A 13,085-nucleotide genomic window follows, 5' to 3' on the forward strand; every position below is an offset into this window, starting at 1 on the left:
GTCACTTCCCCATGGTTCAACTGCCCGGACGTATCATGCGCAGCCGCCTGTTACATATTGCATCCTGCCTGCTGCTGACTGCCGCCACCTGCGCGGCGCAGGCTGCCGACCTTACCCTGCAACGCCAGTACTATGATGAGGCCAAGCGCGCGCTGGCCAAGGGCGACAAGGGCCCATACCTGCGCTATGCCCAGGCCCTCAGCGACTACCCGCTGACACCCTACCTGGCCTATGACGAGCTCACCGCCCGCCTGAAAAGCGCCAGTAACCAGGAAATCGAAGACTTCCTCGCCAAGCACGGCGACCTGCCCCAGGCCAACTGGATGAAACTGCGCTGGCTGCGCTGGCTGGCCGAACGCGGCGACTGGAACACCTTCGTCAAGTACTACGACCCCAAACTCAACTTCACCGAACTGGACTGCCTCAACGGCCAGTACCAGCTCAGCCATGGCCTGCGCGCCGAAGGCTTCGCCACAGCTGAAAAACTGTGGAACGTCGGCAAATCGCAGCCGGCCACCTGCGACACGCTGTTCGCAATGTGGGCAGCCGAAGGCCAGCTGACCGAAGCCAAGCGCTGGCAGCGCGCCAAGCTGGCGGCCCAGGCGCGCAACTACAGCCTGGCCAACAACCTGGTCCAGACCCTGCCCACTCTCGGCCCGCAGGGGCGTCTGCTGGTCGACGTGGCGCAAAAGCCCGAACTGCTCAATCAGCCATCGCGCTTCACCCCGGCCACCGAAGCCATGTCCGACGTGGTCAGCCTCGGCCTGCGCCGCCTGGCCCGGCAGGACCCGGAGCGGGCCATGGCGCTGCTCGACGACTACGCCCGGCGCATGCATTTTTCGCGCGACGAGAAGGTGGCCATCGCCCGCGAAATCGGCTTGACCCTGGCCCGTCGCTACGACCCGCGCGCACTCGACCTGATGACCCGCTACGACCCGGAGCTGCGCGACAACACCGTCAGCGAGTGGCGCCTGCGCCTGCTGCTGCGCCTGGGCCGTTGGGAAGACGCCTACGAACTGACCAGGCGCTTGCCGCAGGACCTGGCCAGCAGCAGCCGCTGGAAATACTGGCAGGCCCGCAGCCTGGAACTGGCGCAGCCGAACAACCCGCAAATCCCGCTGCTGTACAAGAGCGTGGCGCGCGAGCGCGACTTCTATGGCTTCCTTGCCGCCGACCGGGCACAGACGCCCTACCAGCTGAACAACAAGCCGCTGGTGCTCAGCCCGCAACTGGTCAACAAGGTGCGCAACACCCCGGGCATCCGCCGCGCCCTGGAGTTCCATGCCCGCGGCCAGATCGTCGAAGGCCGCCGCGAGTGGTATCACGTCAGCCGCCATTTCAGCCGTGACGAAATGGTCGCCCAGGCGCGCCTTGGCTACGACCTGCGCTGGTATTTCCCGGCCATTCGCACCATCAGCCAGGCGCAATACTGGGACGACCTCGACATCCGCTTCCCGATGGCCCACCGTGACACCCTGGTGCGTGAGGCCAAGGTCCGCGGCCTGCACTCGAGCTGGGTATTCGCCATTACCCGCCAGGAGAGCGCCTTCATGGAGGATGCACGCTCCCCGGTGGGCGCCAGCGGCCTGATGCAGTTGATGCCGGCCACCGCCAAGGAAACCGCGCGCAAGTTCAGCATCCCCCTGGCATCGCCGGCCCAGGTGCTCAACCCGGACAAGAATATCCAGCTCGGCGCCGCCTACCTGAGCCAGGTGCACAGCCAGTTCAACGGCAACCGGGTGCTCGCCTCGGCGGCCTACAATGCCGGGCCAGGGCGAGTGCGGCAGTGGCTCAAAGGTGCCAAGCACCTCAGTTTCGATGTGTGGGTGGAGTCCATCCCGTTCGACGAGACCCGCCAGTATGTACAGAACGTGTTGTCGTATTCGGTGATCTACGGGCAGAAGCTCAACTCGCCGCAGCCGTTGGTGGACTGGCATGAGCGGTACTTTGACGACATGTGAGGGACGCTGAAACAGCACCGGCCTCTTCGCGTGTAGACCCACGTCGCGGCCGGTGCAGGCAACCCGTCATTCCAGGATTTCGACTTCCATCCCTACTTCAAGCTGGCCGCTGCCATCCACCGCCAGGTTCTGCCCGAACAACACATCCCCCTCCCGCTCTCGGAACGTCCTGAGCGTGGCCATCGGCTCGCGGTCAGCACTGCGTTCGCCAGTCGACGGGTCGATGGTGGTGAAGATGCAGCGCACACTGGGCTTGAGCACGCGAAATTCCAGGCTGCCGATACGAATCCGTTTCCAGCCATCCTCGGCAAAGGGTGCCGTTCCCTGCACCACCAGGTTGGGCCGAAAGCGCAGTATCTCCATCGGCCGACCGATACGCCGGCTGAGCTCATCCAGCGAGCCCTGGCCGATCAGCAACAAGGGAAAACCGTCTGGAAATGCCGCTCGGTCACTGTTCAAGCCATAGCCATTGGGCAGATAACGCGCGCGCTGCTCGGGGCAGTGCACCAGGCGCACGGCCTTGCCCAGCAGCTCGCTTAGCCAGGCCGCCGCCGCATCGCCCGCATCCGGCACGCGCAAGGTGTCGCGCCAGAGGGTCACGCCGCGCAGCGCATCGTCGGCTGACGGTACCGGCACCGACAACGCTGGCTGCCCCGGCGCCTGGAGCAGCAACTGGCCACTGTCGTCATCGCTCGCCCTGATCTGGCCAAGCTGTGGCCAGGCGCGCTGGGTGAGGAAGCGTCCGTTCTCCTCCTCCACCACCATCCAGCGCCGATCGCCCTGCAGGCCCAACAACCCCACCGCTGAAGCCTGCAGGCGTTGCGCCTGCGCGGACTTCACCGGGTACCGATACAGCTCACTGAGAAACATCCCTGCCGCCTTGCGTCATGTCCAAAACGCCAAGCTTATACCGGCATGGGGCCGGCGATCACGCAGTGGCGGTATCCAGCAACAGGCGCTGCTTGACCACGTCGACCAGGCGATCAGGCTGGAACTTGGACAGGAAGTTGTCGCAGCCCACTTTCTTCACCATCGATTCGTTGAAGCTGCCCGACAACGAGGTATGCAACACCACGTAGAGACGACGCAAACGGGCATCGCCACGAATCTCGGTGGTCAGCCGGTAGCCGTCCATTTCCGGCATTTCGGCGTCGGTAAAGATCATCAGCAGTTTCTCACAGACATCCTCGCCGGCATCGGCCCAGCCCTTGAGCATGCGCAGCGCCTTGAGGCCGTCACTGGCCACGTGCAGTTTCACCCCCAGCTGGGACAGGGTGTCGCGCAACTGCGCCAGGGCCACGCTGGAATCATCCACCAGCAGCACTTCGCGGCCGCGCGCCCGGGCCAGAACCGGGTCCGCGAGTTTGTCGCCAGACACCCTGGCGTTGTAGGGCACGATCTCGGCCAGCACCTTCTCCACGTCGATCACTTCGACCAGCTTGTCGTCGACCTTGGTGATGGCAGTCAGGTAATGCTGGCGCCCGGCACTGGTCGGCGGCGGCATGATGGCTTCCCAGTTCATGTTGACGATCCGGTCCACACCGCCCACCAGGAAGGCTTGCACCGAGCGGTTGTACTCCGTCACGATGATGGTACTGTCGGGCCCCGGCTGCAGCGGGCGCATGCCAATTGCCTGGGACAGGTCGATCACCGGCAGGGTCTGGCCACGCAGGTTGACCACACCGCAGACGAACGCATGACGCTGGGGCATCAAGGTCAGTTTGGGTAACTGAAGTACTTCCTGGACCTTGAACACGTTGATCGCAAACAGCTGGCGACCGGCCAGGCGAAACATCAGGATTTCCAGGCGGTTCTCACCCACCAGTTGCGTGCGTTGGTCTACCGTGTCGAGAATGCCGGCCATTGGAAAACCCCCAGGCTTGAGTCGGAAAAATAGAAATCATCCACCCTGTATCGGCGGCTTCAGGCCCAGCTTGACCCTTGCTGGAAAATGCCGCGAAGATAATTGATATCACTTTACCATCATGCTTTACTGCGGGCACAGCCACCGCGAACCAGCCGCTCGGCAAAAGTTCCTTACCTTAGCCATGCATCAGGGAAACCCTTAGCGGCAATCGGGTGCAACCTGATGTTCGCGCTATCCTTTAGCCATTAATGTGACGCCATTCTCACTGCATGAATGGAGTCAGGCTTTTGCTAGCTATCGTTTCGGCGCGCCCGTCCTCTGCACACGTCCCACGCGCGGGGGCATCATGAAGGACAGTGCCTTATCGTTCGATGATGCGCTGCAGAGGTTTCTTCTGGACGCGCAGGTACTGCTGACCCAGGCGCAGGAGTGCCTGCAGCATCTGGACCTGATCGAAAACGACCCGGATGCGTGCCGCGGCCTCGACAACGCGCTCGATACCTTGGCCCGGCAAGCCATGCACCTGGGCTTGCGTGAAGTCGCCCATTACACGACTGCCCTGCAACAGCTGCTTGCCCCGGCCTGTCACGGCGGCTGCCTGCAGCGCGAAGCCTTGCCGGCGGTAGGGGCGTGCCTGACCCTGCTTGCATGGCAACTGGAACTGGTCGACCCATTTACCGGCCGACTTAACCTGGACATCGGCGAGCAGCTGGTGTTGCTGGGTGAGCTGGCCAAGGTCGTGCAGCAACCGTTCGCGCAAACGTGCACGTATTGCGATGAACAGGGCCGCGTGTGCATCCACCCGCCTACCGAGGCGGCAGACGACACGCACACCGGCGGTCCATCGCCGGGGTACTGAACCGACGTGAAGTGCAACTGGGCACGCTCACCAAACCTGACAAGGCGAACTTGGGAAAGCGCAGGAAGTTGGCGGAGCCAGGGTGACCCCCTGCCGCGCAAGTCATGTATGACGTGGCAAAACGGCTAGCACTTTGCCACCCGACAATACCCGACCAGCAGGTACTGCAAAGCGTTACCCAGCCGCGACCGCTGCAATGCGAAGTGGTAATATGCGCAGCCATGAACACTTGCAAGCTGTTGAAAGATTGCAAGTTCATGTGTTCGACAAAACATCGAAAGTAACTGCGCCAAAGCTCCTGACCAGCATTGTGCAACGCCCTCCATCAGCAATACTTCAGTGGCTTCCCTACCTATGCTCGCACGCTTGATGACTCCTTTGCGCTGCCACTCCCGCGCCGCCCTGCTGCGCTGGGCAACAGTCGGGCTGTGCGTGGCCTCGCTGGTCGCCAACCTAGCGTTTTACCTGAGTAGCCAGGCGATCCCGGTGAGCCTGCTGGTGCTCCAGCTGGCAGCCACACTGGGCACTGCCGTGCAATTGGGCCTGGGTGCCGGCTCGATCAGCCTGCGCCCGGCGGAGCTGGCCGAGCGCATGCTCAAGGTCCAGGAAGACGAGCGTCAGCACCTGAGCCGGGAACTGCATGACGACATCGGCCAGTTGCTCACCGCTGCCAAGCTGCAGTTGCAATGGTTGCAGCGGCGCATGCCCGACGAGTTGCAGGGCCACTGCGACGCCCTGCGCAGCACGCTGGATGACACCTTGGGCAACGTGCGCAATGTGTCGGCCCTGCTCAACCCGCGGCAGTTGGCCAGCCTTGGCCTGGAAGCCAGCTTGCGGGCGCACCTGGTACGTACCCTGGCCAACAGCGGCGTGCACTGGAGCCTGGCGTGCAACCAGCGCCTGGGCGGCATCGACGAGGCCGTGACCATGGCAGTATTCCGCATTACCCAGGAAGCGGTGACCAACATGCTGCGCCATGCCCAGGCACGCAACCTGGTGATCGGCCTGCAACGCACCCCCGAGGGGCTAGCGTTGTCGATCCGCGACGACGGCCGCGGCTTCGTACCCGCCAGGGACCCGGCCGAGGCCGGCCAGCGCGGCCTGGCCGGCATGCAGGAGCGCGTGACCGCACTGCAAGGCAGCCTCGCCGTCACCAGCCAGCCCGGCCAGGGCACTCACATCGAGGCGGTGTTCCCCTGGCCACCACGTACTCAGCAACGCGCCAGGAGCACTGCTACTGATGACCTGTAGACTGCTGCTGGTAGACGACCACTCGCTGATCCGCGCCGGGGTGCGCGCCCTGGTCGGCGACATTCCCGGGTATGACGTCATCGGCGAAGCGGACGACGGCAGTCAGTTACTGGAAAGGGTGCGCATGCTGGCGCCGGATATCGTCCTGCTGGACATCTCCATGCGCTCGACCAGCGGCCTGGATGCGCTCACCCAACTGCGCACCAGCGGCAACCCCTGCAAAGTGCTGATCCTGTCGATGCACACCGACCCGGACCTGATCATGCGCGCCCTGGAAAGCGGCGCCCACGGCTACCTGCTCAAGGACGCCAGCGCCACCGAACTGGAACAGGCCCTGGCGGCGGTGCGCAACGGCGAACGCTACCTCAGCCCGGCCATCGCCCATACGGTCATCAATCAGGCACTGCAACACGTCAGGCAGGGCAAGCAACCCTCTGCCGAGCGGCATAGCCTGACCGCGCGGCAACTGGAGATCCTGCGCCTTATCGTGCGCGGCAAATCGACCCGGGAAATTGCCGCTGGCCTTGGCCTGTCGATCAAGACGGTGGAAACCCACCGTTCGCAAATCATGAAACGCCTGCAGATTCATGACGTGGCCGGGCTGGTGCTGTTCGCCGTACGCGAGAAGATCATCAGCCTGGACGACTGAGCAACGGCGACCCGACGGGCAGGTGCAGGCGCAGTGCTGCGGGCCTGGCCTGGAAGCGCAGGGAGTGGGCCTGCACCGGTTCACCATCAAGGTTGATGTCCAGCCCCTGCGAGCACTTGATCTCGACCCAGGGCAGCCTGGCCCGGACGAACAGGCCGTCCCCGGCCAACAGGTCACGCAGGGTCCCCACCACTTCCTGGGGTGCCGGCAGGATGGCGATGTCGAGCAAACCGTCATTGACCACTGCGTCGGGGCACAGCACCTGCCCGCCCCCCGCCTGGCGGCCATTGCCGATACCCAGCGCCAGCAGGTCCCCCTGCCAGTCGAAGCCTGGCCCATGCAACGTCACCGAAGCCGCCTGCAGCTCGCTGAACCGCGACAGCCCGGTGAACAGGTAGGCGGCAGCGCCCAGCACCTTCTTCAGGTCTTCGGAGGTGTTGGCCGTGACCTGGCTGCCGAAACCGCCGGTGGCCATGTTGAGAAACAGCTGCTCGCCGGCCTGCCCCAGGTCGACAGGCTGGGCAGGAACGTTCAGCAAGGCCAGCGCCGTGGCGGTCTCCTGGGGGATGCCGGCAGCCTTGGCAAAATCGTTGGCCGTGCCCAGCGGCAGCAACGCCAGGCTGGCCTCGGTACCCGCCAGCCCCATGGCTTCGGCGACATCGCGCAGCGTGCCGTCCCCGCCCCCTGCAACGATATGGCTGTAACCGGCACCCAGCGCCTCGTTGACCAGGCGCTGGGCGTCACCGGCCTCCCAGGTAACCCGCACATCCAGCACCCAGCCGCTGTCTCGCAGGCCGTGCACGGCGCTGCGCACGTCTTCGTTCATCGCCTGCTTGCCGTGCAGGATCAACATTGCCTTGCGCCCTTGCATCTACGCCCCTCCAGGATGGACCCACCCAGATCTCGACCCTCGACGAGTGCCGATCGTTGCATGCCCCTGTGCAATTGATCGCCTGAACCGGGTATTTTTTCAACATCCGGCAATGCCCGACTATGCTCTGCTAATGCATGCGACAGGTTTTTGACCCAGGCGCGGATGTTTTCCAGCTCCGTCGCCCGTTTGACGCCTGCGCACCTGCGCCTGTGGCACCCTTGGCCAAGGACGTGCCCTCTGCGGCGCACGCCCACTCATTCCGCGGCCTTCAGCGAGGACTCCGGGTCATGCGCATTCTCTGGACGCTGCCTTACCTGCCCTGGCCGACCACCAGCGGCAGCAAGACCCGGCAATACCATCTGCTGCGCGCAATGGCCCAGCGGGGCCACAGCATCACCCTGCTGGTGCAATCGAAAATCCCCCTCGACGATGCGGCCCGCGAAGCCCTGGAAGCACTGCTCGAACGCCTGATCGTGCTACCCCGGCGGCCCTTGCACAGCCCACTGAACCTGCTGGCCTCGCCCATCATCGACTACCCGATGCGGGCGATCATCAATGGCCTGGCGCCCTGCCTGCGGCACCGTTTCGAGCAATTGCTGGACGAGCCCTGGGACGTGATCCAGATCGAACACAGCTACAGCTTTCAGCCCTTCGAGAAAGCCCTGCAGGCACGCCGGTTACCCTACATGCTCAGCGAGCACACGCTGGAGTCAGTGATGGGTGGCACCAGTCACGATCGCCTGCCGCTGTGGCTGCGCCCATTCAACGCCTTCGACCGCTGGCGCTACCGGCGCTGGGAGCAGCGGGTATTGCGCCAGCCCACCGAACTGGTAGCGGTCAGCAGCCACGATGCCGAACTGATCGCACAGATCAGCGGGCGCCCGGTGAACGTGGTGGTCAATGGTGTGGACTGCGATTTCTACCAGCACGTGCAGCCCGCGCTGCACAGCCAGCGCCTGCTGTTCGTCGGCAATTTCGAGTACGGCGCCAACCTCGAGGCGATCGAATGGGCGCTGGAAGAGATCATGCCGCAGGTGTGGCTGAGCAACCCGGCGGTTCGCCTGGCAATCGCCGGGCATGCCATGCCGGCCAGCTGGAAACTGCACTGGAACGACCCGCGCATCGAATGGTTCGGCTACCGCCCCGACCTGCGTGAGCTGCAGCGGCGTTCGGCACTGTTCTTTGCGCCGTTGCGTTATGCCGGTGGCTCCAAGGTGAAGATCCTCGAAGCGATGGCCGCCGGCCTGCCCGTCATCACCACGGGCAAAGGCGTTTCAGGCCTGGCGGTGAACAACGGTGAGCACTACCTGGGCAGTGACGAAGGCGACCAGCTGGTGCTGTTGATCACCCAACTGCTCAACCAGCCCTGGCGCATGAGCCAGTTGAGCGATGCCGGGCGCCAGTTCGCCCGCCAGCGCCACGACTGGCGGGTAGCCGCGCAGCAACTGGAAAATGTGCACATGCGCCTGGCCCAGGCGGCACCGGCCGAAGCCGCGGCGCCAACCAGTGCCTGGCTGGGTCGCTCAACCAAGTAGCTCGCTGAACGGGATGAACGGCACGCTATCGCCCTGCTTCGGCGTGCTGCCTTCACGCACCTCCACCAACCCATCGGCCCAGGCCGCACTGCGCAGCACGCCAGAGCTCTGGTTCTTGTAGATGCGTACCTGGCCCTGCTCGATGCGGGCACGCAGGTATTCCCGGCGGGTGCCGGGCCTGGGCCAGTCGAAGCCCGCTGGCACGTCGAAACGTAGCGGCGTGACCTCGGCCACGCCCTGGCGGCGCAACAGGTAGGGCCGGGCCAGCAAGCCGAAGGTGACCAGGGTCGACGCCGGGTTACCCGGCAGACCGATCACCGGCACACCTTGGAAGTGGCCGAAGGTCAGCGGCTTGCCGGGCTTGATTGCCAGCTTCCACAGGGCCAGCTCACCGGCTTCGCGCAGGGCGGCACCGAGGTAGTCGGCCTCGCCTACAGAAACACCACCGGTGGACAGGATCAGGTCGACATCGCCCAGCCGGGCCAGGCAGGCGCGGGTCCGCGCCAGGTCATCCGGCAGGATGCCCGCATCGAGCACAGCGCAGCCCAGCCGCTGCAACCAGCTCACCAGTAGCCGGCGGTTGCTGTTGTAGATCTGCCCCGGGCCCAGCGGCAGGCCAGGCTCGACCAGTTCGTCACCGGTGGACAGCACAGCCACCCGCACCTTGCGCACCACCTCCAGGCGCTCGTGGCCGAGGCTGGCAGCCAGGCCCAGCTCGATCGGCCCCAGTCGGGTGCCAGCGCTCATCACCTGCTCGCCCTTGCGGGCTTCCTGGCCTTGGGGGCGAATGTTCTGCCCGGTTTTCAACGGTGCGAGAAAGCGTACCCGGTCTTGGTCCGCCGCTGCGGTGTTTTCCTGCATCTCGACGCAGTCGGCTCCTTCAGGCAGCGGCGCTCCGGTGAAGATCCGCGCACAGGTACCAGGTTGCAGTGGTTGCGGCGCATGGCCGGCGAAGATCCGCTGGCTGACCGCCAACGGCTCACCCTGCCAATCAGCCAGGCGCAGGGCATAACCGTCCATGGCGCTGTTCGGCCAGGACGGCAGGTCGAGCGCGGCCACCAGGTCGCTGGCCAGCACACGGCCCTCGGCCTCGGCCAGCGGCAGGCGCTCGGTATCGCGAATCGGCGCCGCTTCGGCCAATGCCAGCAATTGTTCCAGGGCCTGTTCCACCGGCATCAGTGGCCGGGCCGGGCTGGCCTCAGCCACGGCTGTCACAGGCGGCTGCCTGTTTCAGGTGGGCGACGAAATTGCACGGGCGATGGCGAGCATCCAGCTGTTCCGCGAGGATACCGTCCCAACCAGTGCGCACCGCATTGGTCGAGCCTGGCAGGCAGCACACCAGGGTACCGTTGGCCAGCCCGGCGAGCGCGCGCGACTGCACGGTGGACGTGCCAATATCAGCCACGGAAATCTGCCGGAACAGCTCGCCGAAACCTTCCACCTGCTTGTCCAGCAGGCAGGCCACGGCTTCAGGCGTGCTGTCACGCCCGGTAAAGCCGGTCCCGCCGGTAATCAGCACCACCTGCACGCGGTCGTCGGCAATCCAGGTTGCGACCTGGGCGCGGATCTTGTACAGATCGTCTTTCAACAGCACACGCTCGGCCAGACGGTGGCCGGCCGCGGCCAGCCGGTCGACGAACAGCTGGCCGGAGGTATCGGTGTCGAAGGTACGGGTGTCGCTGACCGTGAGCACGGCGATGTTCAGCGGCACGAAGGGGGTATCTGCCTTGGCTTTCATGGAAGTCCGTCACAAGAAGATGGGATGGCCGCAGTTATAACACAGCATGCGACCAACTCAGCGTGACGCCCTTGGGCCTTGCGCTTGGTCAATGCCTTGGCTGAGCCGCTATGCTGCACTGTAGACGGAACTTGCGTGGACGCCCTGCGTCTTAATGTCATCTAGCACCATCGCACTGGAGAAACACGATGATTCAACGGACCCTACCCGCCTTTCTGCTCGCCTTGGGCCTGGGCGCCCTCGCTGGCTGCGCATCGCCGACCGTCATTACCCTGAACGACGGCCGCGAAATCCAGGCCACCGATACCCCGAAATTCGATGAAGACTCCGGTTTCTACGAATTCGAGCAGCTGGATGGCAAGCGCACCCGCCTCAACAAGGACCAGGTCCGCACTGTGAAAGAGCTCTGATTGCAGCTCGCTTTTTTGCAAACGCCCTTTTAACAACAAGGGGTTGCGTGCAAAAACTGGATGCAGTAGGATTTCTTTCATCGGAGTGTAGCGCAGCCAGGTAGCGCGTCTCGTTCGGGACGAGAAGGCCGCAGGTTCGAATCCTGTCTCTCCGACCAAATCCTGATCAGAAAGCCCGCCATCGTGCGGGCTTTTTGTTGTGTCCGAGAACCGGTCCCCGCTTGGGCAAGGACCGCATGAAGGCGGAAACGTCAGGCAGTGAGGCGCGAGGTGACTTCACCCAGCTGTCCCGACAAGCCATGCAGGCGCTGCCCCGCCTGTTCGGTATGCTGTACCGCCTCCTGGTTGGCTGTGGCGATGCGGGTGATCTCGATCAGGTTGCGCGAAATGTCTTCGGCCACGCTGGTCTGTTCTTCCGCCGCCGTGGCGATCTGCCGGTTCATGTCGCGGATGGCCTCCACTGCCAGGGTGATGCGCTGCAGCATATGGCCTGCCTGCTGCACCTGTGCGGCGCCCTCCTCGCTGCGCTGCCGGCCGCTTTCGATGGCCTTGACCGCTTCCACGGCCCCGGACTGCACCGCTTCGATGATCTGGTGAATCTCGGCGATCGACGCCGCTGTGCGCTGGGCCAGGCTGCGCACCTCATCGGCGACCACGGCGAAACCACGGCCGGCTTCGCCGGCGCGGGCCGCCTCGATGGCGGCGTTGAGCGCCAGCAGGTTGGTCTGTTCGGCTATGCCACGGATCACCTCAAGCACTTTGCCTATGCGCGTGCTGTCATGCTCCAGGTCGCGAATCACCGCCGCCGTGCCCGCAATTTCGCGGTTGACCACGCCAATGATGTCGATGGTCTGCTGCATCACCTGCTCGCCCGCCTGTGCACTGTGGTCGGCGTCGTCCGCTGCCCGCGCCGCCTCGGCTGCGTGGCGCGCGACCTCCTGGGCGGTGGCAGACATCTCATGCATGGCCGTGGCCACCTGATCGGTGCGCTGGAACTGGTCGTGGGTGCCGCGGGCCATGTCGCTGGCGATGCTGCGCAACTGGCCGCTGGCACCTTCCAGCTCCTGGGCGTTGTCCTGCAGGCGGCCGACGGTATCAGCGAGGAAATCGCGCAAGGTATTGGCTGCCCGCGCCAGCCGCCCCAGTTCATCCTCGCGGCGGCTGTCCACCCGCGCCACAAAGCGGCCCTGGCTGAGCTGTGCCACATATTCTATCAACTGGCGAATCGGCTCGATCAGGCTGCGGTTGACCAGCCACAAGCTGAGCAGCCCCACCAGCACCGCCGAGGCAAGCATCACCAACAGGCCCAGCCATACCGTACGTTCGGCGCCAGCACTGAGGCTGACGGCACGCTGGCGGGCATCGGCGCGCAATTGCTCGACCAGCTCGCTCATCTGCTCGCTGGCGGCACGGTCCACCCCCTTGACCGCCTGGTCGGCGGCAACCGGGTCGCCACCCGTCGCCAGGAATGCCTGGCGGCCCTGTGCATACGCCTGGCCAAGCTGCCGGTGGCTGTCACGCAGTTGCTGCAACGGTGCCTTGAGGCGCGCGTCGCTGCTCTCGATCAATTGCCCGAGCAGTTGCTGCACCTGCTGCTCGCGGGCCTGGAACTGCTGCCAGTACTTGTCCATGTCAGCGGGTTGGCGCCCACGCAACAACACGTTTTTCCATTCCTGCACCTGGATCTTGAACTGCAGGTTGGCTTCGTCGATCAATTGCGAGGCCCGCAGCGGCCCGTCAACCAGCTCGGCATAGCCGCGCACGCTGGACGAGAGAAACTGAAAACACACCAGGGCGATCAGCAGCATGGCCAACAGGCTGCCGCCGAGCAGCGAGAGAATTTGCACTCTGAGCGATTTACGCAACATCTTGGGTCTCGAGAACCAGGGGGAAGGCTGGGGCGGCCAACGCAGCCCCGGTTACTGGCAGGCCAAAAAAAGG

Annotated in this window: 12 protein-coding genes, 1 tRNA gene and 1 pseudogene; 7 read left to right on the forward strand and 7 right to left on the reverse strand. The window is 64.6% G+C overall.

Translation table 11 applies throughout. The features are described 5' to 3' along the window. Nucleotides 1–35 precede the first annotated feature (35 nt). Nucleotides 36–1,961, forward strand: coding sequence for a transglycosylase SLT domain-containing protein (locus tag ACVWZT_RS00540; RefSeq protein ID WP_296234557.1), 1,926 nt, complete (start codon nt 36–38; stop codon nt 1,959–1,961). A gap of 66 nt (nt 1,962–2,027) precedes the next feature. On the opposite strand, the gene ACVWZT_RS00545 is transcribed toward ACVWZT_RS00540, so the two are convergent. Continuing rightward, the gene (locus tag ACVWZT_RS00545; protein ID WP_457467659.1) at nt 2,028–2,831 is read right to left on the reverse strand and encodes an MOSC domain-containing protein; all 804 of its coding nucleotides are present in this window, start codon (nt 2,829–2,831) and stop codon (nt 2,028–2,030) included. A 58-nt stretch (nt 2,832–2,889) separates the two neighbouring features. After that, nucleotides 2,890–3,825, reverse strand: coding sequence for a chemotaxis protein CheV (locus tag ACVWZT_RS00550; protein WP_296234554.1), 936 nt, complete (start codon nt 3,823–3,825; stop codon nt 2,890–2,892). A 349-nt stretch (nt 3,826–4,174) separates the two neighbouring features. On the opposite strand from ACVWZT_RS00550, the gene ACVWZT_RS00555 reads away from it, so the two are divergent. The 3 genes from ACVWZT_RS00555 (at nt 4,175) to ACVWZT_RS00565 (ending at nt 6,587) form a co-directional block, all read left to right on the forward strand. Then, entirely contained in the window at nt 4,175–4,687 is a 513-nt protein-coding gene (locus ACVWZT_RS00555) for a histidine kinase (protein WP_296234552.1), read from the forward strand. A 354-nt stretch (nt 4,688–5,041) separates the two neighbouring features. Next, nucleotides 5,042–5,938, forward strand: a complete 897-nt coding sequence (locus ACVWZT_RS00560; protein ID WP_457467662.1) for a sensor histidine kinase — start codon at nt 5,042–5,044, stop codon at nt 5,936–5,938. Next, nucleotides 5,928–6,587 carry a response regulator gene (locus ACVWZT_RS00565; protein WP_296234549.1) on the forward strand — a complete coding sequence of 220 codons (660 nt, stop codon included), beginning with the start codon at nt 5,928–5,930 and terminating at the stop codon, nt 6,585–6,587. Before ACVWZT_RS00560 ends, ACVWZT_RS00565 begins: the two co-directional genes overlap by 11 nt. On the opposite strand, the gene yegS is transcribed toward ACVWZT_RS00565, so the two are convergent. Next, nucleotides 6,571–7,458, reverse strand: a complete 888-nt coding sequence (gene yegS, locus ACVWZT_RS00570) for a lipid kinase YegS (protein ID WP_457467664.1) — start codon at nt 7,456–7,458, stop codon at nt 6,571–6,573. The genes ACVWZT_RS00565 and yegS overlap by 17 nt on opposite strands. A 290-nt stretch (nt 7,459–7,748) precedes the next feature. Here yegS and ACVWZT_RS00575 point away from each other — a divergent pair, with 290 nt between their 5' ends. Then, nucleotides 7,749–8,996, forward strand: coding sequence for a glycosyltransferase family 4 protein (locus ACVWZT_RS00575; RefSeq protein WP_457467666.1), 1,248 nt, complete (start codon nt 7,749–7,751; stop codon nt 8,994–8,996). Here the strand turns inward: ACVWZT_RS00575 and ACVWZT_RS00580 are convergent. Together ACVWZT_RS00580 and moaB are read right to left on the reverse strand one after the other, a co-directional pair. Next, entirely contained in the window at nt 8,985–10,172 is a 1,188-nt protein-coding gene (locus ACVWZT_RS00580) for a molybdopterin molybdotransferase MoeA (protein ID WP_457471989.1), read from the reverse strand. The two genes, ACVWZT_RS00575 and ACVWZT_RS00580, sit on opposite strands and share 12 nt — an antisense overlap. Before the next feature lie 22 nt (nt 10,173–10,194). After that, nucleotides 10,195–10,734: a molybdenum cofactor biosynthesis protein B gene (gene moaB, locus ACVWZT_RS00585; RefSeq protein WP_296234545.1), complete on the reverse strand. Its 540-nt coding sequence runs from the start codon at nt 10,732–10,734 to the stop codon at nt 10,195–10,197. Between the two features lie 188 nt (nt 10,735–10,922). On the opposite strand from moaB, the gene ACVWZT_RS00590 reads away from it, so the two are divergent. Together ACVWZT_RS00590 and ACVWZT_RS00595 are read left to right on the forward strand one after the other, a co-directional pair. Beyond that, nucleotides 10,923–11,144 (forward strand): YgdI/YgdR family lipoprotein, encoded by a 222-nt coding sequence (locus ACVWZT_RS00590; protein WP_296234543.1) that lies wholly within the window; start codon nt 10,923–10,925, stop codon nt 11,142–11,144. A gap of 81 nt (nt 11,145–11,225) precedes the next feature. Beyond that, a tRNA-Pro gene (locus ACVWZT_RS00595) sits at nt 11,226–11,302 on the forward strand. 93 nt (nt 11,303–11,395) lie between these two features. Here ACVWZT_RS00595 and ACVWZT_RS00600 read toward each other — a convergent pair. Together ACVWZT_RS00600 and ACVWZT_RS00605 are read right to left on the reverse strand one after the other, a co-directional pair. Next, a complete protein-coding gene (locus tag ACVWZT_RS00600; protein ID WP_457471991.1) occupies nt 11,396–12,163 on the reverse strand; it encodes a methyl-accepting chemotaxis protein in 768 nt (255 codons plus the stop codon). 165 nt (nt 12,164–12,328) lie between these two features. Continuing rightward, nucleotides 12,329–13,012, reverse strand: a pseudogene (locus ACVWZT_RS00605) (methyl-accepting chemotaxis protein); the annotation flags it as partial. Nucleotides 13,013–13,085: the final 73 nt, after the last annotated feature.

It is taken from the genome of Pseudomonas sp. TE21394 (assembly GCF_054057835.1).

Excerpts from the sequence above, each read along its gene's own strand:
- ACVWZT_RS00545 (WP_457467659.1), bottom strand. The coding sequence starts at position 2,831 with ATGTTTCTCAGTGAGCTGTATCGGTACCCGGTGAAGTCCGCGCAGGCG.
- ACVWZT_RS00560 (WP_457467662.1), top strand. The coding sequence starts at position 5,042 with ATGCTCGCACGCTTGATGACTCCTTTGCGCTGCCACTCCCGCGCCGCC.
- ACVWZT_RS00590 (WP_296234543.1), top strand. The coding sequence starts at position 10,923 with ATGATTCAACGGACCCTACCCGCCTTTCTGCTCGCCTTGGGCCTGGGC.
- ACVWZT_RS00600 (WP_457471991.1), bottom strand. The coding sequence starts at position 12,163 with ATGGCCCGCGGCACCCACGACCAGTTCCAGCGCACCGATCAGGTGGCC.
- ACVWZT_RS00580 (WP_457471989.1), bottom strand. The coding sequence starts at position 10,172 with ATGCCGGTGGAACAGGCCCTGGAACAATTGCTGGCATTGGCCGAAGCG.
- ACVWZT_RS00540 (WP_296234557.1), top strand. The coding sequence starts at position 36 with ATGCGCAGCCGCCTGTTACATATTGCATCCTGCCTGCTGCTGACTGCC.
- ACVWZT_RS00575 (WP_457467666.1), top strand. The coding sequence starts at position 7,749 with ATGCGCATTCTCTGGACGCTGCCTTACCTGCCCTGGCCGACCACCAGC.
- ACVWZT_RS00565 (WP_296234549.1), top strand. The coding sequence starts at position 5,928 with ATGACCTGTAGACTGCTGCTGGTAGACGACCACTCGCTGATCCGCGCC.
- yegS (WP_457467664.1), bottom strand. The coding sequence starts at position 7,458 with ATGCAAGGGCGCAAGGCAATGTTGATCCTGCACGGCAAGCAGGCGATG.
- ACVWZT_RS00555 (WP_296234552.1), top strand. The coding sequence starts at position 4,175 with ATGAAGGACAGTGCCTTATCGTTCGATGATGCGCTGCAGAGGTTTCTT.
- moaB (WP_296234545.1), bottom strand. The coding sequence starts at position 10,734 with ATGAAAGCCAAGGCAGATACCCCCTTCGTGCCGCTGAACATCGCCGTG.
- ACVWZT_RS00550 (WP_296234554.1), bottom strand. The coding sequence starts at position 3,825 with ATGGCCGGCATTCTCGACACGGTAGACCAACGCACGCAACTGGTGGGT.